Origin of the sequence: Terribacillus sp. JSM ZJ617 (assembly GCF_044383785.1) — a bacterium.
In the GTDB taxonomy this organism is placed as follows: domain Bacteria; phylum Bacillota; class Bacilli; order Bacillales; family Amphibacillaceae; genus Terribacillus.
On record NZ_JBISEQ010000002.1, the window covers coordinates 363,856 to 381,393 of the forward strand.

The following is a 17,538-nucleotide window of genomic DNA, read 5'->3' on the forward strand; positions in this document are numbered from 1 at the left end:
GTATAACCTCTCTTTTCTTAAGGATACGGAATAACAAGCAGCTTAAATATCTTGAATGTTGATAGCCAAGAAATTCTCACTGGCATAGGCAGATGCCCCTAAGGCAGCTGAATAACGAGACAATTGAGAAAAACAGATATTCAAGTCTTTTTGATGTGTACGAAGCATTTGTTTTTGTTTCTCTTTTATGGATTCTCTTAACAAGTTACCGGAAGAGGCTAGGCGATTTCCAACGATAATCTGTTCTGGATTGAATATATTGATGATATTGTTAATTCCTATACCAAGATAATTGCCAATTTCCTGGAAGATGTTAATCGAAACTGGATCACCTCCTTCAGCTAGTTCATTCAGCATCTCAAGGGAGAGCTTTTGTCCTTCTGCTGGACGGATCCCTTTTTCTGCAGCACTATTAAGTAATGCCTTTTCAGATGCATACAATTCCCAGCAGCCTTGATTACCGCATCGGCATAATGGACCGTCCACTTCTATTGTCATATGACCAAGCTCCCCTGAGAAACCGTTGTGGCCTTTATAAAGTTCACCATTTAGGATAAGGCCAACACCGATCCCGATACCTACACTTATGTAAATTAAATTATCAGAGGATTGACCAGCTCCAAATTTCTTTTCGCCATACGCACCTGCATTTGCTTCGTTTTCAATCAGAACTGGCACATCATATTTTTCTTCTAAAAATCCTTTCAAGTCTTTATTTCTCCAATTTAAGTTTGGAGCAAGTAGAATTTCGCCTTCTGTACTTACTGTTCCTGGTACACCGACACCGATTCCTACGAGACCATAAGAACTCGGAGGCATGGAAAGAAGCAGGGAGTCGATTATCATGTTTAGTTGGATCTGAATTTCTTCATAAGATAAATCGTTAAAATGGGTGATTTTTTCATTTGTGATATTTCCTTGCAAATCTGTCAGTATACCAAGAATATAATTCACTCCAATATCAACTCCGATTGAGTAGCCTGCAAGGTGGTTGAATAAGAGCATGACAGGACGTCTTCCTCCGCTTGAAACACCTGGTCCTGATTCCAAAATCAAATCTTCCGCAAGAAGTTCACTTACTTGGGAAGAGACGGTTCCTTTATTCAGACCCGTTTTATTTGCAATATCTGCTCTAGATATAGGTGTATATTCTTGAATTGTTTGTAAAACCAAAGATTTATTTCCTTTTTTTACAACATGCTGATTAAAGGTTTGGGATTTCATTTGCTTTCTCCATTCTGCTGTTTGAATATTTCCATTTTACCATCATCCATTAACATTATAAACTTAGTTCAGCCACTAGACAAACATTGTTTTCGATGGTACACTAATTCCAGCAACAAACCATTCCAAATGAATAATGGGGGTATTTTAATTGAACAAAAAGAAAGCGGTTACAATTGTCTTCGCTATTATTTCCTCGTTGTTGTTGATCAGTGGATGTTCAGGCTCTGATGGTGCTTCAGGTTCCGGAGATAAGACGATTGAGTTTATGCATTTATGGCCAGAAGGAAGCTCTAAGCAGCATAACGAAATCGTAAAGGAAATTGTCGCTGATTTTGAAGAAGACAATCCGGATGTAAAGGTTAAATTGGAGGTTCTTAGTAACGAGCAATATAAGGATAAGATTAAAGTGTTATCTACTTCCAATGAATTACCTGATGTCGGTATGACTTGGGCTGCAGGTTATTTAGAACCTTATGTCGACGGCAAGAAATTTGCACCTTTAGATGATTTACTTGAAGGTGATTTAAAAGACAGCTTTGTTTCTGGAATACCCGAAGCATATGAAATTGAAGGCAGTACCTATGGATTACCGCTTGAATTAAATATTGCAACCGTATTCTACAATAAAAAGATCTTTGAAGAGAATGGTTTGGAAGCGCCGAAAACATATGAAGAGTTTCAGAATGCAGTAGAAACACTAGCTAAAAATGGAGTGGCTCCAATAGCTTTAGGCAATAAAGATCGCTGGACAGGATCTCTATGGTACATGTATTTTGCTGACAGGATCGGTGGGGGAGATGTCTTAACAAATGCTATCAACCGTTCAGGTTCTTTCACTGATCCTGCATTGGTTTCTGCTGCTGAAGAAGTACAGAACTTGGTTGATAAGGACGCATTCCTTAAAGGATTCAATGGACTATCAGACGAGGAAGCAAAAAGTATGTTTATGAATGAGCAGGCTGCTATGTATTTGATCGCAACTTGGGATCTTCCGAATTACACAACAAATGAGGATGTACCTCAGGAGTTCCGCGATTCTGTGGGTTACTTCCCTTTCCCAACAGTTGATGGAAAAGGTGAAATGAGCAGTTATGTGGGGGGACCAGGAGTAGGATTGTTTGTTGCTGAAGATTCTGATGTGAAAGAAGAAGCAAAAGATTTTGCAGCATTTTTCGTGAAGGAATGGGGCGAGAAATCAGTTACTGAAGCTGGGGTCATTCCGGCTACTAAAGTAGATGCTGCTTCGCTAGATTTACCCGATATGTATGTAGATGTACTTGATGATTTGAACAATGCAAGCAATATAACATTATTTGCAGATGTCCAAATGAATGCAGATGTTGCCCAAACCCATTTGGATATGATTCAATCACTATTCGGTAAAGAGGTAACACCCGAAGAGTTTGCCGAGAAGCATGAAGAGGCTCTATCAAAATAATTAATCAACGGATGAAGAGGGCAAGCCTATAGCTGGATTGCCCTTTTTTTATAAAAGGGAGGCGATCACTATGAACAGAGTTATGTCTAATAAATGGATTATTGGGATGTATATTCTCCCGGCATTTTTACTGATCAGTATTTTTATCTTTATTCCTCTGTTATTGTCCGGATACTATGGCTTAATGGACTGGGATGGTATTGGTGCCATGAAGTACATAGGTATGGAAAATTACTTTAACGCTATTCAAGATGGACTTTTTTGGTCAAGTGCCTTTCATTCTTTCATGCTTGCCTTGTTTTCTACACTAAGTTTGATTGTGTATTTGGCAATCTCGTTGATTCTTGCATCAAAAATTAAAGGCTCCAATTTGCTGAGGAAAATTTACCTAATTCCGATGCTATTATCTTCTGTAGCAATAGCACAATTATGGATTAAAGTATTTAATCCGTCCAACGGTATCTTAAATAGCATATTAGCTTCTTTCGGGGTAGACAATCCACCAGCGTGGCTTGCTGAACCTGCCGTGGTATTGTATGCCATCTTTATTCCAATACTTTGGCAGTATGCTGGTTTTTATATACTGATTTATTATGCTGCATTGAAAAATATCCCCGAGTCTATTATTGAAGCAGCTAGAATAGATGGAGCTACTCCATTTCAGATTGCATATAAAATTAAATTACCTTTGATAATGGGTGTTGTAAAAGTGACGATTGTACTTGCAGTTGTAGGTTCACTCAAGTACTTCGATCTAATATACGTTATGACGGGCGGGGGACCTAATGGTGCTAGTGAAGTAATGGCGTCTTATATGTACAAACTGGCGTTTTCCAGTAATGATTTTGGTTATGGTAGTGCTATTGGCTTTTTATTGTTGATCATCACACTAATTGTTACTTTAATTGTCCGAAAGGTTACAGATTCTAAGGAAGAACTTCAATATTAAGAGGGGGTTTATGCATTGAAGAAAGTGGGTTACATTCTTCTTTATGTTTGTTTGAGTGCGGTAGCAGTCTTTCAAGTGTTTCCGATATTATGGCTATTTCTCTTCTCATTAAAGAATAACCAAGAGATCTTTTCCAAATCTCCATTTTCGTTACCATCAGAGTTCAGATGGGAAAACTATGTAAAGGTATGGGATAGCGGTATTGGAAGTTACTTCTGGAATAGCGTTTGGATTACAGGAGTAGCAATAATTTTTACAGTATTATTAGCAAGTATGGCTGCTTTTGCGATTACCAGGATGCAATGGAAATGGAGTAAACTGGTTCTGGGGCTATTTATGGTAGGTTTGATGATACCTATCCATTCTTCTATTATTCCTTTATTCAATATGTTTTTGAATGTGAATATGATAGATAATCCATGGTCAATCGTCATTACTTACACGGCTTATAATTTGCCGATTACTTTAATGATCCTATTAGGGTTCTATTATACATTGCCCCGTGAAATTGAAGAGGCGGCTATAATGGACGGCTGTTCGGTTCATCGGATATTCTTTAAGATCATCCTTCCAATGACGATTCCTGTTATATCTACCACGGTGATAATTAATATGATTTATAACTGGAATGAGTTTGTTTTTGTGAATACATTTATAAGTTCAGATGAATACAAAACACTGACAGTCGGAATTCAAAATTTCGTCGGACAATATATGACGGATTGGGGAGCAATTGGGGCAACTCTTATCATTAGCATGCTGCCGATACTGCTTGCCTTCCTATTTTTCAGCAATAAAGTGGTAGAAGGAATTTCTTCTAGTGCAGTTAAAGGGTAACAGAAGGAAAGAGCAATCCTCTTATGGATTGCTCTTTTTACGTAGTACTCTTCTTTCTCATACTAGTAAAGGCATGAAGGCTAAGCCACATAGTGATAAATGCATAGGAACTGCCGCCAAATAGAAATGCCAAGGAAGGGAGCACGTACATGATCATTGTTAAGGAAGCGAGACAGATAAGAATTAATAAAGTATGCAAAGGATGAATCAACATGATGAGAAAGGCATTCCTGATGATTGTTCTCACACCTGAGTCGTAATGAACAAAAGTCGGAAAAAGATAGAACAATAAAAGTAATGAAAAGAGGATGAATACCAGCAATGGGATATGAGTCCAGGTCAAGGATGTTGTAAGGATGTGCATATACCAGAAATCAATAACAATGATAATAGAAAGCACTGTAACAAAAACCCCTAATCGGTTGCTTTTCCAAAATTCCCTTCTGAAATATGTCCAAAAAGAAGGGAATAAAGCAGAACCTGATTCTCCTTTTAACCAATCTCTAATGATGGTAAACATTGCGATAGTAGAAGGGAAAAAGCCAAAGATAAAACCGCCGGCAATTGTAAAAAGTATCCATAGAACATTCAGATATGCAAAGCGAGTGATCCATTCAAATAGTTGATATAAGGAACTGCTGAGTCTATTCAATGCAATACCCTCCCTTATTCTAGTTAGTTTTAAGACAGGAAATAAAAAGGTTATGAAAGCACTTACATTATAAAATAAAAAAATACTAAAGTATATGATTATCTGACGAATAAATATGAGTTGGGAAATCAAAAAAAACTTAGTTTATCGTCTAGACAAACTAAGTTTTCGGTGATATCATCAAATGGAAATAAAGTAAGCAGAGAAGGGGAGGCTTAAAAACATGAAAAAATGTAAGGGCTTACTATCATTATTGCTAATCGGTATGCTTGTAATGGTCTTGTCTGCCTGTGGTCAAGATGCAGGAAATGAAAGCGTTAACAATGGTGAAGGTCAAGATAATGATGACAATCGATTAAAGATAGGCTTGTCTGTTTCCGACTTAACGCTTGAGCGTTGGCAGCACGATCGTGACTTTTTTGTGGAGAAGGCTGAAGAACTTGGTGCGGAGGTTCTTGTACAATCAGCTGATGGAGACGAAGCTAAGCAGCTTTCACAGATTCAAAATATGCTGTCTCAAGATATTGATGCACTTGTAATCATTGCAATCAATTCAGACGCTCTTTCCACAGTTGTTGATCAGGCTAAAGCAGAAGGAATCTCTGTACTTTCTTATGATCGATTGATTAATGGCACTGATATAGATGCGTATGTCTCTTTTGATAATGTACGTGTAGGAGAAATGCAGGCAGAATATCTGGTGGAACAGGTGCCAACAGGTAAGTACTTCTTAATGGGAGGTTCTCCTACTGACAATAATGCCAAGTTATTCAGAGAAGGTCAGATGAATATCCTGCAGCAGTTAGTTGATAGTGGGGATATTGAAGTTGTAGGTGACCAATGGGCTAAGAACTGGGATGCCAATGAAGCTCTAAAAATCATGGAGAACGCATTGACTGCTAATAAAAATGAAATAGACGCTGTTGTCGCTTCCAATGACAGTACTGCTGGTGGTGCGATTCAGGCACTTGAAGCTCAGGGACTGGACGGTAAAGTTGCCATATCGGGTCAGGATGCCGATCTAGCTGGAGTACAGCGAATTGCAGAAGGTACACAAACAATGACTATCTATAAGCCTATTAAAGAGATAGCAACAAAGAGTGCTGAAGTAGCCGTGCAGCTTGCAAAGGGAGAAGAAGTAACAGCTGATTCCAGCATTAATAATGGAACAAAGGATGTGCCATTCATCAAACTAGATCCAATTCAAGTAAATAAAGATAACTTGGTAGAAACTGTTATCAATGATGGATTCCACACATTTGATGATGTGTACAAAAACGTCCCGGAAAGTGAGCGACCAGCATCTCCATAATAAAACACGTGAGTTATCTGTATCATATCTGAAGAGTTCAGATCGATGGTAAGGGGATTCTGCTGCTGTAAAGTTAACTCTTGCTGGCATCCCAATAAAACAACTGACTTAAGGAGATGACACCAGGCATGTTTGCACTTGAAATGAAAGGTATTACAAAAGAGTTCCCAGGTGTACGTGCTTTAGATAATGTAACATTTTCCGTAAGAAAAGGAGAAATACATGCACTGTGCGGTGAAAACGGCGCTGGAAAATCCACATTAATGAAAATACTCAGCGGAGTATATCCACACAATAGTTATAGTGGACAAATCTATATCAATGGAAAGGAGGCAGAGTTTAAGTCAATTAAAGAATCTCAGGAAGCTGGGGTAGGGATTATTTATCAGGAGTTAGCACTAGTGGAGGAGATGTCGGTAGCAGAAAATCTGTTTCTTAGTCATGATCTAATGCGACAAAAAATCGTTAATTGGAACAAAATTTACTCTGAAGCTAAAAAAAAGCTAGCAGAAATCGGTCTGAATATAGATCCTCAGGTTAAAGTAGGTGACCTGACTGTAGGAAAACAACAGTTAGTGGAAATTGCAAAAGCATTAACAAAGAAAACAGAGATATTGATTCTTGACGAACCGACGGCTGCATTAACAGAAAGTGATGTAAAGGTATTGATCAATTTACTGAATGACTTACGGGACCAAGGAGTTACTTGTATCTACATTTCTCACAAACTGGGAGAGGTTTTAGAGTTAGCTGATACCGTAACCATTCTACGTGATGGAAAAACTATTAGTACAGAACTGATTAAGGATATGACAGAACAAAAAATTGTATCCAAGATGGTTGGTCGTGACTTAACAGAGCTTTTTCCTTATGAGCCGCATGCAATTGGAAGAGATAATGTTTTGGAAGTCATAGATTACTCTTTTACAGATGAATCAGGGAAAAAATTGATCTCAGATGTGTCTTTTTGCCTTCGAAGAGGAGAGATTCTAGGGTTTTCGGGTTTAATGGGGGCTGGACGTTCGGAATTGTTCGTTAGCTTGTTTGGAGGTTTGAAAGGTAAGAAGAAGGGATCTGTCCTGATAGAAGGGGCAAAGAAAAATATTACCCAACCTTCTAATGCCATTAAGCACGGAATGGCCTACGTATCAGAAGACCGGAAGCGATATGGGCTTGTATTGGGTATGGAAATTACAAAGAACACAACGCTTGCTGCTCTTAATAAAGTAATGAAGTTTAAAGTGATCGATGCAGCATTGGAAGTCAAAAATGCAACCATGGTAACTGATAAAATGAAATTGAAAGCTCCTAATCTAGAAGCGAAGGTTGGCCAGTTAAGCGGCGGCAATCAGCAAAAAGTAGTACTAAGTAAATGGCTAATGAACAATCCAAAGATACTTATTCTTGATGAGCCTACCAGAGGGATAGATGTCGGAGCCAAGTATGAAATCTATAAAATTATCAATGAACTCGCCAAGGAAGGAGTCGGTATCGTCATTATTTCTTCAGAACTCCCTGAAGTAATGGGTATGTCTGATCGAATTATCGTTATGTCTGAAGGGAAAATCACAGGTGAATTCCTACGGGCCGATGCCACTCAAGAGAAAATCATGACTTGTGCCACAGGAGGAAAGCAAAATGAACAGTCCACTTCCATCGGCTAAAGGTGAATCAGGAAAACAACCTAAATTAACTTTTAAGTTGGACTTACAAGCATACACACTCATTATTGCATTAGTATTGATTGCTGTGATTTTTAGTATCTTCACCGGTGGGGAGTTTCTATCATCAAGAAATATTTCCAATTTATTCACGCAAATGTCAGTGATAGCTGTACTGGCAATAGGAATGACATTGATTATAGTAGCAGGTCATATTGACTTGTCGGTTGGATCTTTGGTCGGATTGCTTGGCGGGATTGCCGCTATATTGCAGGTCTGGCACGGATGGGGAACAATACCTGTCATAATTGTGACTGTGATTGCCGGAGCATTGCTAGGTTTATGGCAAGGATGGTGGGTTGCATATCGCGCAGTGCCTGCTTTTATTGTAACTTTGGGTGGAATGCTGGTTTTTAGAGGAATACTGATTGGAATTAGTAAAGGGCAAACGGTTGCTCCTATGAATGAAAGTTTTAAACAAATAGGAAACAGCTATCTCCCATATGTATTAGGATACATCCTTGCAGTGATCAGTATTGCATTGTTAATCTATGGTACTTACAGAAACCGTTTTAAACGGAAGCAGTTAGGATTAGTGATTCCTGCAGGCATCATAGATTATGGAAAAGTATCGTTATATTCCTTTTTTATTCTTCTTGCCACCTATATGTTAAATCGCTACTTAGGAATACCTGTCCCTATCTTCATCGTAATCGTACTGGCAGCGATTTTCATCTTTATATCAAACAAAACGGCATTCGGTCGTTACGTGTATGCTATTGGTGGAAATCAGGAAGCTGCTGCACTATCAGGTATCAATATTAAATGGAATACACTTTGGGTATTCATCACGATGGGAGCTTTGGCGGGCATAGGTGGGATTTTGCTGACAAGCAGATTGAATGCAGCAACTGTAAGTGCTGGTGATATGTATGAATTGGATGCTATTGCTGCCTGTGTCATTGGAGGAACAAGCCTTATGGGAGGAAAGGGAAGAATCACCGGAGCTTTGATTGGTGCTCTGATAATGGCTAGTATCGATAATGGTATGAGCATTATGAATATAGAGGCGTTTTGGCAATATATCGTGAAAGGTCTTATTCTCATTCTGGCAGTTTGGGTAGATATATCAAGTAGAAAATAATAGGAGGCAATAAAGATGGGTTATTTTGAAAACGTTAATAAAATTGTATACGAAGGTGCTGCATCTACTAATCCTTTAGCGTTTAAGTTTTATGATCCTGAGGAAAGAATTGCTGGCAAGACGATGGAAGAGATACTTCGGTTTGGTGTTGCATATTGGCATACCATGACGATGGATGGCTCAGATCCGTTTGGAGACGGCAATATGCAGCGGCCGTGGGATAAGTTTTCTGGCATGGATTTGGCTAAGGCTCGTGTTGAGGCTGCATTTGAGTTCTTTGAAAAACTGAATGTACCATTCTTTTGTTTTCATGACGTAGATATTGCACCTGAAGGAAATTCACTTGCTGAAACGTATCAAAATCTGGATTCAATTGTTTCCATGATAAAGGAATATATGAATACTAGTAAAACAAAGCTTCTGTGGAATACAGCGAATATGTTCACACATCCACGCTTTGTTCATGGAGCAGCAACAGCTGTTAATGCGGATGTGTATGCTTATTCCGCTGCCAAGGTGAAGAAGGGGCTAGAAGTTGCGAAGGACCTAGGAGCAGAGAATTATGTGTTCTGGGGTGGACGTGAAGGTTATGAAACGCTATTGAATACAGACATGAAGCTTGAGCAGGACAATCTTGGGCGCTTCTTCCATATGGCTGTCAATTATGCGAAAGAAATTGGTTTTACAGGACAATTTTTGATTGAACCGAAACCAAAAGAGCCAACCAAACATCAATATGATTTTGATGTAGCCACTGGCTTAGCTTTCCTTCAAAATTATGATCTACAGGATCATTTTAAATTTAATATTGAAGCAAATCACGCCACATTGGCAGGTCATACATTTGAACATGAACTGCGGGTGGCGCGCATTAATGGATTGTTGGGTTCTGTTGATGCAAACCAAGGTGATTCATTGCTTGGTTGGGATACAGATGAATTTCCTACAGATTTATATACTACTACGTTAGCGATGTATGAGATCTTGCAAAACGGCGGGCTTGGTAAAGGAGGATTAAACTTTGATGCGAAGGTACGACGTGGTTCATTTGAAGCAGATGATCTTTTCCACGCACATATTGCGGGAATGGACAGCTTTGCAATTGGTTTAAAAACAGCGCAAAAACTAATAGAAGATCGAGTTTTGGAAGATTTTATTGCATCTCGTTACAGCAGCTATGCAAGTGGAATTGGAAAACAGATAGTGGAGAACGAAACAGACTTCCATAAACTGGAGGAGTATGCACTTGGATTAGGGGAAATTTCAAATACTTCTGGTCGAACGGAACAGTTAAAAGCAACAATTAATCAATATCTACTAAACGTTCTATCTAAATAGCGCAAAAAAAGGGATATACCAGATGATTTGTAGCTTGACTCTGGTATATCCTATTATGTCGTAAAGGGGGAGCAGGCTTGAAATATGTTATTGGAATTGATTTAGGTACTAGTGCCGTCAAAACGCTGCTAGTTAATAAATCAGGGAAAGTTTGTCTGGAACAAACAATTGCTTATCCGTTAATTCAACGTAAGTCTGGTTATAGTGAGCAGGATCCGGAGGAGTGGGTTAGTAAGACGGTCAACGCTTTGAAAGGGCTCTTGAGTAAATTTGATGGAAATATAGAAGACATCGAAGGTATCAGTTTTTCCGGTCAAATGCATGGACTTGTTTTACTTGACCAAGAAGGAAATGTTCTTCGCGATGCCATATTATGGAACGATACGCGTACTACTAAGCAATGTCAGGAAATTTATAATAAAGTAGGCAGGGAGAAATTGCTGACTGTAACTAAAAACCCAGCTCTTGAGGGATTCACTCTGCCAAAATTATTATGGGTGAAAGAAAATGAACCTGAATTGTTCAAGAACGCATCGACTTTCGTGCTTCCTAAAGATTATCTGCGTTATCGCATGACAGGACATCTCGCTACTGATTATTCAGATGCTGCTGGAACACTTTTATTGAATGTAAAAGAAAAGAAATGGAGTATCGAAATTTGTGACGATATAGGTATTGCTTCTTCTTTATGTCCTCCGCTTGTAGAATCACATGAATACATAGGGACATTAACACCCTCCTTTGCTTCTGAGTCAGGTTTATCCCAATCAACCAGAGTATTTGCAGGAGGGGCAGATAACGCTTGCGGGGCCATTGGCTCTGGTATCTTAAAAAGAGGAGAAACCTTATGCTCTATTGGGACTTCTGGCGTTATCTTGTCTTATGAAGACAACTCTGATTCGGATTTTGAAGGAAGGGTACATTATTTTAACCATGGAAAAAAGGATTCATTTTATACGATGGGCGTTACTTTGTCAGCAGGTTACAGTCTAACCTGGTTTAAAGAGGTATTCGCTAGAGAGTATAACTTTGAGGATTTACTTGATGGTATTGATACTGTTCCAGCAGGTTCCAATGGTTTACTTTTTACACCTTATCTTACTGGCGAGAGGACTCCCTATGCTGATTCGGTTATACGTGGTAGTTTTATTGGAATGGACGCTTCTCATAATATAAAGGATTTTGTAAGGGCAATTCTGGAAGGAATTACTTTTTCGCTTAATGAATCAATTCAAATATTCCGGGAAAATGGCAATGTTATTGATACTATTATCTCGATTGGCGGCGGAGCAAAAAATGATGAATGGTTACAAATGCAAGCGGATATTTTTGATGCAAATATTGTCCGTTTAAAGAGTGAACAAGGTCCTGGTGTCGGCGCAGCAATGCTTGCAGCTGTAGGAGTTGAATGGTTTGCGACACTCGAGGAATGTGCCGAAGTATTCATTGAAAGAATGAAGGAATTCAAACCGAAAGAGGCTAATGTTCAAAAATACCAAAAGCTGTTCAGTATTTACCAGCAAGTTTATTCCAAAACTAAGAGTTTGAACATAGAATTAAAAGCCTATAGAACATAACTGAACTTCTCTAACGTGTATTGGCCAAGTCTATTGTAGACTTGGCCTTTTAATTCTTTTATTAACTACTTCTTTTGTTTAACAAATGGATACCAGCTACTAAAGCCATGGTACCTGGTATTAAATATAGTACGGTAAAAGCATAAACTCCAGTTGCTGTAGTAAGGATTAGTAACCATCCGCCAGTAATAATCTTTTATTATCGCTGATAGAGCAAACGATAACAACGATTCCATTACTCATACCCCAAAACCCTATATTACCAAAGGTATACGAAACGTCAATAACAGCAATGATTGTGCTATTTTTGAAAATTCCTATCATACCTCCGATAAGAGTTGCATGCTTATGTTTGATCCCCTCACAAAGTATGAAACGAACGGAAATGAGAACTTGAAGTTAAACTGTGTAAATGATTAAAAGAATACATTGAATATACTATTATTCAACTTATCACCAAATCACTGAAGATTACACAGACAAGCTAAAATGCTGTTCATGCCAATGCTTGCTTCAAATCCTGTATTAGCTCATCCGCATCGCCTTGCCCAATAGATATCCGGATAAGCCCTGGGCTGGTATACTCCATTTTCAGCTGTTCAGCATTATTCCCATAGTTAGGAGACATGATCAAGCTCTCAAAGGAACCCCATGATACGCCAATTTGAAATACTTTTGCTTTATTTATAACCTCTTTCACCGTTTCATAGGTAGCATTCTTAAGCGTAAAGCTTAATAATCCAGAGTATCCTGTTAGTTGTCTTTGTCCCAATTCATAGTCTGGGTGGGATGGCAGTCCAGGATAATGAACTGCCTCAACAGCTGAATGAGAATCTAAGAACTTCGCAACTTTGAGGGCATTTGCTTCATGTGTTGCCATTCGTATCGGTAAAGTTCGCAGGCTGCGTAACAGCTGGGAAGCTTCTTGAGGAGGCATTATTCCTCCAAATAAAATAAATTCATCGGTGAACAGTTTACTTATAATCTGCTTATTCGATATAACAGCTCCTCCCATTAAATCGCTGTGTCCACCTAAATACTTCGATGTGGAATGTACTACGATGTCAATGCCATGTGTTAAAGGTTTTTGAAAAAGCGGTGTGGCCCAGGTGTTGTCAATAATCGTTCGAATTCCTTTGCTTTTGGCCAAGCTGGCAAGCGCCTTTAAATCAACCAGCCTGAAATTATGATCTGTCGGGCATTCTAAATAGATTACTTTTGTAGTAGGCAGCAATGCTTGTTCAATGGCGGCAATGTCTGTGGAATATATAACAGAGTGCGATACATTGAACTTTTCCATATATGTAAGGAAATCCATAGAAGAGAAGTAGACATTGCTGATACACAATACATGATCACCGCTTTTAAGACTGTTAAGTAATGCAGCACTAATGGCAGCCATTCCCGATGCGAAGCATTTACAGGCTTCACCGCGTTCCAGTTCAGCTAGCTTCCGCTCTGCTATATGCACGGTAGGGTTAGTTCCACGTGTATAAACAAAATGATCTTGTTCCCTCGACACTGCGTTTCCCAATTCTTCAAAGGTCGGGTAAACGAACAGGGTGTTACCAAATGTCGGTGGAATAACTGCACCATTATAGATTTCCGGGTCCTCGCCATAATGCATGCATATTTCGATATCCTTCAATCTTTCCTCATTAGTTGCCATTGATTACTCTCCTAGAGTTTGTCTAGTTTTCATTATGTGGATTTTATTATTTTTCATACTTTTTAAGTTGAATCCTTTTCTTTTGGTATAATGGGTTTTTAACAAGAATACAGGCTTAAAGAAAGGCTTAAAGCATGGAAAACCGAAGTATCGAAACAAATGAATATTTATATGTATATACAAAGGGTCTGGAGGAAGGTTCACTCTGCAGACTAGAGCAAAGAGAGCTTTTTGGACAAGAATCAGACAATCTTATCAAAAGTACAACTATGATTGAACCAAGCAGAAGTCCGTTTATAAAAGGAAGACTTACTATTCTTTATTCCGGAGATTCTGTTGAAGAGATCGTCAAGCAAGTAAATCAAATAGAGCTTGATAATAAGACGTTCAAGGTGCTTTATATTAAAATAAATGACCTGCCAAGCGGCAAGAAAATAGAATTTGAAGAACAGCGGGCAATCGAGAAGAAAGTCGGGTGGAATATCATAGGCAAGGCAGAAATGCGAAACCCTGATGTTCTGTTTGGAATTATTCCCTTTAAAGGACGCTGGTATTTCGGCAGTTATGCCGAGAGTGAATCAGTCTGGCTGCAACATGCTAAAAAGCCGCAGGAGTACTCGACAGCTCTAAGTACACGTCTAGCCAGAGCGGTTGTGAATATTGCAGTTCCAGACCCGGCAGATGTTAGTGTGATCGATCCTTGCTGTGGAATCGGCACAGTCCTGGTGGAAGCGCTCTCGATGGGGATAACCATAACTGGAGCGGATCGCAATCCTCTTGCGGTTAAGGGAGCTCAGGAAAATATTGCCCACTTTGACTATCATGGGGAAGTGGCAGTTCAAGATATTGCCGAGCAAGAAGGGCACTATGACGTCGCGATTATTGATATGCCATATAATCTTTATTCCCGTGCAACAGCGGAAGAACAGTACACGATCATTAAGCATGCCAGAAGGATTGCCGACAGAGTGGTCATTCTAACTATCGAAGATATGGACGAGATGATTTTGAAAGCAGGCTTTACGATCATGGATCGATGTGTTGCTAATAAGGGATTGAAGGCATTGTTTTCCAGGCAGGTAGTAGTGTGTGAATGAAGCTTTTTGCGTTGAGAAACTTAATTATTAGCTGCTTCTATCATTATCTTATAAAACCAATAAAACTAATGGAATTATGCTCCGATTTTACTGGAGAGGCAAAAATGAAAGCGAATACAAATAGAGGGGTAAGCGTAAAAGTTACAGGATAGATTAATAGAAATGCGTCTTCAGATGAATTTATTAGAAAAATGGTTCGAGATTAAGCCCTCCTATTATGGAATACATAAATGAATTAGTGAAAGGAACCGCTTTAAAGACTAGATGGACAAAAATGGATTTATATAAGGAGCTGACTTAAATGAAGAGAATTTCACTTCGTATGGTGAGAGAAGATTTGATGGATATCCCGCAATATGCGCTTCCAGATGGATTTCGTATTAGATTATTTGAGAAAGGTGACGAGCATCATTGGGCACGTGTGGAAGCCAGTGTAGGTGAATTTGAAAATCAAGACTCTGCACTGGAGCACTTTCATAAAGAATTTGGACCCTATATTAATGAAATGATGAATAGATGTGTGTTCATCGAGAATGAGCATGAAGAAGTGATTGGAACAACAACGGCATGGTATGGCAACTTAAAGGACGATGGAGAAGTATTAGGGAGAATTCATTGGGTGGGAATTGTTCCTGCATACCAAGGAAAAAAACTATCCAAACCTTTACTAAGTGCAGCTATGAATATCTTGGCTAACTATCATTCAAAGGCCTATCTTACTTCGCAAACAACAAGTTACCAAGCGATTAATATGTACTTGAATTATGGATTTAGACCCTATATAACAGCTCCAAGCTGTCATGAGGCCTGGTCCTTAGTAGAGGATACTTTAGAACGAAAAATAGTAGATTAAGATAAAGGTATAATTTTATGCGTTGCCGCAATACGAGGTTAATAATCGAATTTCATGCGCTCAATACATTGAGTAAATGGCGTGGGTTTCGGTTTTTAAAGTACTTTTTGCGTTATTGAGCTGATACCTTGTATGCTTCCCGCCACTTTCCCTACAATAAGAAATGAGAAGAGCAGAGAAGAGGTGGGCGCATGAAGCTTAGCGTACTAGATCAGGCACCGATCAGGAGAGGTTCAACGCCTGAGGAGGCATTGCAGGAAAGCGTGGAATTGGCTCTGCATGCGGAAAGATTAGGCTATGAGCGTTATTGGTTTGCTGAGCATCATAATACAAATGGTTTAGTGAGCGTCGCACCTGAAATTATGGCTACGAGGATTGCCAGTGCGACAACTACAATAAAAGTAGGGACAGGCGGCGTGCTGCTGCCGCAGTACAGCCCGCTGAAAGTGGCGGAAACATTTCATACAATAGCTGGACTTTTTCCAGGTCGAGTGGATCTTGGAGTTGGTCGTTCGCCTGGCGGAACGGAACAGACCCGGAGTGCTTTAGCAGACGGAGCAGAAAGCGGGATGGGCGAATTCCCGAGAAAGCTTGCGGAGCTGCAAGGTTTCCTTTATAATGCCCTCCCACGCGAGCATCCTTATCGTTCGGTAAAAGCTTCCCCGCGTGTCAGCGAGCCGGCACCATTATGGGTGCTTGGTTTGTCAGAGGGAAGTGCCAAGCGAGCAGGTGAATTGGGTATCGGCTATGTGTTCGGCCATTTCATCAGTCCTGCTAAGCCGAATGCTATGCCTGTATATAAGGAAGCATTCCGTCCGTCTGTCACGAGGGAAAAGCCATATGGCATCGTTTGTATATTTGTCGTATGTGCTGAAACAGTAGAAAAGGCGGAAGAGTTAGCCGAGAGTCAGGATCATTGGCTGCTGAGTGTCGGAAAAGGACGAGATACACAAGTACCATCTCCGGAACTCATTAATAAACGCCAGCTGACAGAAGAGGATAAAGAAACAATCCAGCAAAACCGCAAGCGTTGTGTCATCGGAACTCCAGAAAAGGTAAGGAAGGAACTTGAAAGGCTTAAAAAGCAATATGAGGCAGATGAGTTCATGTTGATTACAAATATCTACGATAAAGAAGCCAAATGGAAATCATATGAACTTATCAAACAAGAGGTAGACCGTAACATTATTATGTAAACTAAATGCTTTAAACAAGGAGCGAATAACTCGCTCCTTTTATTTATTCCAATGTTCCTCTATGAATTCATCACGTCCGGATTTAGCACGGTCTTCCTCGTAAGCTTCTTTTTCTTTCTTATAGAAGTCCTGATGATAGTCCTCAGCAGGGTAGAAAACAGCTGCCGGCAAAATTTCCGTTACGATCGGCTGCTTGAACTTGCCGCTTTCTTCAAGTGCTTTCTTCGAGAATTGGGCTAGTTCTTCCTGTACGTCATCATGATAGAAGATAGCTGTACGGTATTGGTCACCGCGATCTTGGAACTGTCCGCCTGCATCGGTAGGGTCGATTTGCGGCCAATATAGGTCCAGTATTTGCTGATATGTTATTTTTGTAGGATCATACGTAATTTCGACAGCTTCATAATGTCCTGTCGTACCTGTTTTCACTTGTTCGTAAGTCGGATTTTCGACGTGTCCGCCTGTATAACCGGAGATGACGGATTCGACGCCGTCCCATTGATCAAAAGGCTTCACCATACACCAGAAGCATCCTCCTGCGAATGTAGCTTTGGCAAAGTTTGTTGTCATAGTTAATAGCTCCTCCCT

At 39.6% G+C, this 17,538-nt stretch carries 15 protein-coding genes; 11 read left to right on the forward strand and 4 right to left on the reverse strand.

Annotated elements, in window-relative coordinates; all coding sequences use genetic code 11:
* Window positions 1–42 precede the first annotated feature (42 nt).
* On the reverse strand, window positions 43–1,224 hold the full coding sequence (locus ACH6C1_RS08055; protein WP_374076210.1) for an ROK family transcriptional regulator: 1,182 nt from the start codon (window positions 1,222–1,224) through the stop codon (window positions 43–45).
* A gap of 151 nt (window positions 1,225–1,375) precedes the next feature.
* Between ACH6C1_RS08055 and ACH6C1_RS08060 the strand changes: the two genes are divergently transcribed.
* The 3 genes from ACH6C1_RS08060 to ACH6C1_RS08070 all read left to right on the forward strand — a co-directional run bounded on the left by ACH6C1_RS08060 (window position 1,376) and on the right by ACH6C1_RS08070 (window position 4,451).
* Entirely contained in the window at window positions 1,376–2,665 is a 1,290-nt protein-coding gene (locus tag ACH6C1_RS08060) for an extracellular solute-binding protein (RefSeq protein ID WP_374076212.1), read from the forward strand.
* Between the two features lie 70 nt (window positions 2,666–2,735).
* On the forward strand, window positions 2,736–3,614 hold the full coding sequence (locus ACH6C1_RS08065; RefSeq protein WP_095222770.1) for a carbohydrate ABC transporter permease: 879 nt from the start codon (window positions 2,736–2,738) through the stop codon (window positions 3,612–3,614).
* Window positions 3,615–3,629: 15 nt separating this feature from the next.
* On the forward strand, window positions 3,630–4,451 hold the full coding sequence (locus ACH6C1_RS08070; protein WP_095222769.1) for a carbohydrate ABC transporter permease: 822 nt from the start codon (window positions 3,630–3,632) through the stop codon (window positions 4,449–4,451).
* A gap of 37 nt (window positions 4,452–4,488) precedes the next feature.
* Here ACH6C1_RS08070 and ACH6C1_RS08075 read toward each other — a convergent pair whose 3' ends face one another.
* Complete coding sequence (locus tag ACH6C1_RS08075) at window positions 4,489–5,103, reverse strand: YesL family protein (RefSeq protein WP_374076215.1); 615 nt, start codon at window positions 5,101–5,103, stop codon at window positions 4,489–4,491.
* Window positions 5,104–5,326: 223 nt separating this feature from the next.
* On the opposite strand from ACH6C1_RS08075, the gene xylF reads away from it, so the two are divergent.
* The 5 genes from xylF (at window position 5,327) to xylB (ending at window position 12,135) form a co-directional block, all read left to right on the forward strand.
* Entirely contained in the window at window positions 5,327–6,415 is a 1,089-nt protein-coding gene (gene xylF, locus ACH6C1_RS08080; RefSeq protein WP_374076217.1) for a D-xylose ABC transporter substrate-binding protein, read from the forward strand.
* A gap of 128 nt (window positions 6,416–6,543) precedes the next feature.
* On the forward strand, window positions 6,544–8,079 hold the full coding sequence (locus tag ACH6C1_RS08085; RefSeq protein WP_374076219.1) for a xylose ABC transporter ATP-binding protein: 1,536 nt from the start codon (window positions 6,544–6,546) through the stop codon (window positions 8,077–8,079).
* On the forward strand, window positions 8,054–9,220 hold the full coding sequence (locus ACH6C1_RS08090) for a sugar ABC transporter permease (protein ID WP_374076221.1): 1,167 nt from the start codon (window positions 8,054–8,056) through the stop codon (window positions 9,218–9,220). Before ACH6C1_RS08085 ends, ACH6C1_RS08090 begins: the two co-directional genes overlap by 26 nt.
* Before the next feature lie 15 nt (window positions 9,221–9,235).
* Window positions 9,236–10,558 carry a xylose isomerase gene (gene xylA, locus ACH6C1_RS08095; protein ID WP_374076223.1) on the forward strand — a complete coding sequence of 441 codons (1,323 nt, stop codon included), beginning with the start codon at window positions 9,236–9,238 and terminating at the stop codon, window positions 10,556–10,558.
* A 77-nt stretch (window positions 10,559–10,635) separates the two neighbouring features.
* Window positions 10,636–12,135, forward strand: coding sequence for a xylulokinase (xylB, locus tag ACH6C1_RS08100; RefSeq protein WP_374076225.1), 1,500 nt, complete (start codon window positions 10,636–10,638; stop codon window positions 12,133–12,135).
* A 496-nt stretch (window positions 12,136–12,631) separates the two neighbouring features.
* Here the strand turns inward: xylB and ACH6C1_RS08105 are convergent, their stop codons facing one another.
* On the reverse strand, window positions 12,632–13,804 hold the full coding sequence (locus ACH6C1_RS08105; RefSeq protein ID WP_374076227.1) for a trans-sulfuration enzyme family protein: 1,173 nt from the start codon (window positions 13,802–13,804) through the stop codon (window positions 12,632–12,634).
* A 134-nt stretch (window positions 13,805–13,938) separates the two neighbouring features.
* On the opposite strand from ACH6C1_RS08105, the gene ACH6C1_RS08110 reads away from it, so the two are divergent.
* From ACH6C1_RS08110 to ACH6C1_RS08120, 3 genes are all read left to right on the forward strand, one after another.
* Window positions 13,939–14,901, forward strand: a complete 963-nt coding sequence (locus ACH6C1_RS08110; RefSeq protein ID WP_374076229.1) for a TRM11 family SAM-dependent methyltransferase — start codon at window positions 13,939–13,941, stop codon at window positions 14,899–14,901.
* A 301-nt stretch (window positions 14,902–15,202) separates the two neighbouring features.
* On the forward strand, window positions 15,203–15,754 hold the full coding sequence (locus ACH6C1_RS08115) for a GNAT family N-acetyltransferase (protein ID WP_374076231.1): 552 nt from the start codon (window positions 15,203–15,205) through the stop codon (window positions 15,752–15,754).
* A 191-nt stretch (window positions 15,755–15,945) separates the two neighbouring features.
* Window positions 15,946–16,950 carry an LLM class flavin-dependent oxidoreductase gene (locus ACH6C1_RS08120; protein ID WP_374076233.1) on the forward strand — a complete coding sequence of 335 codons (1,005 nt, stop codon included), beginning with the start codon at window positions 15,946–15,948 and terminating at the stop codon, window positions 16,948–16,950.
* Window positions 16,951–16,989: 39 nt separating this feature from the next.
* Here ACH6C1_RS08120 and msrA read toward each other — a convergent pair whose 3' ends face one another.
* Entirely contained in the window at window positions 16,990–17,520 is a 531-nt protein-coding gene (msrA, locus tag ACH6C1_RS08125; protein WP_095222758.1) for a peptide-methionine (S)-S-oxide reductase MsrA, read from the reverse strand.
* Window positions 17,521–17,538 lie beyond the last annotated feature (18 nt).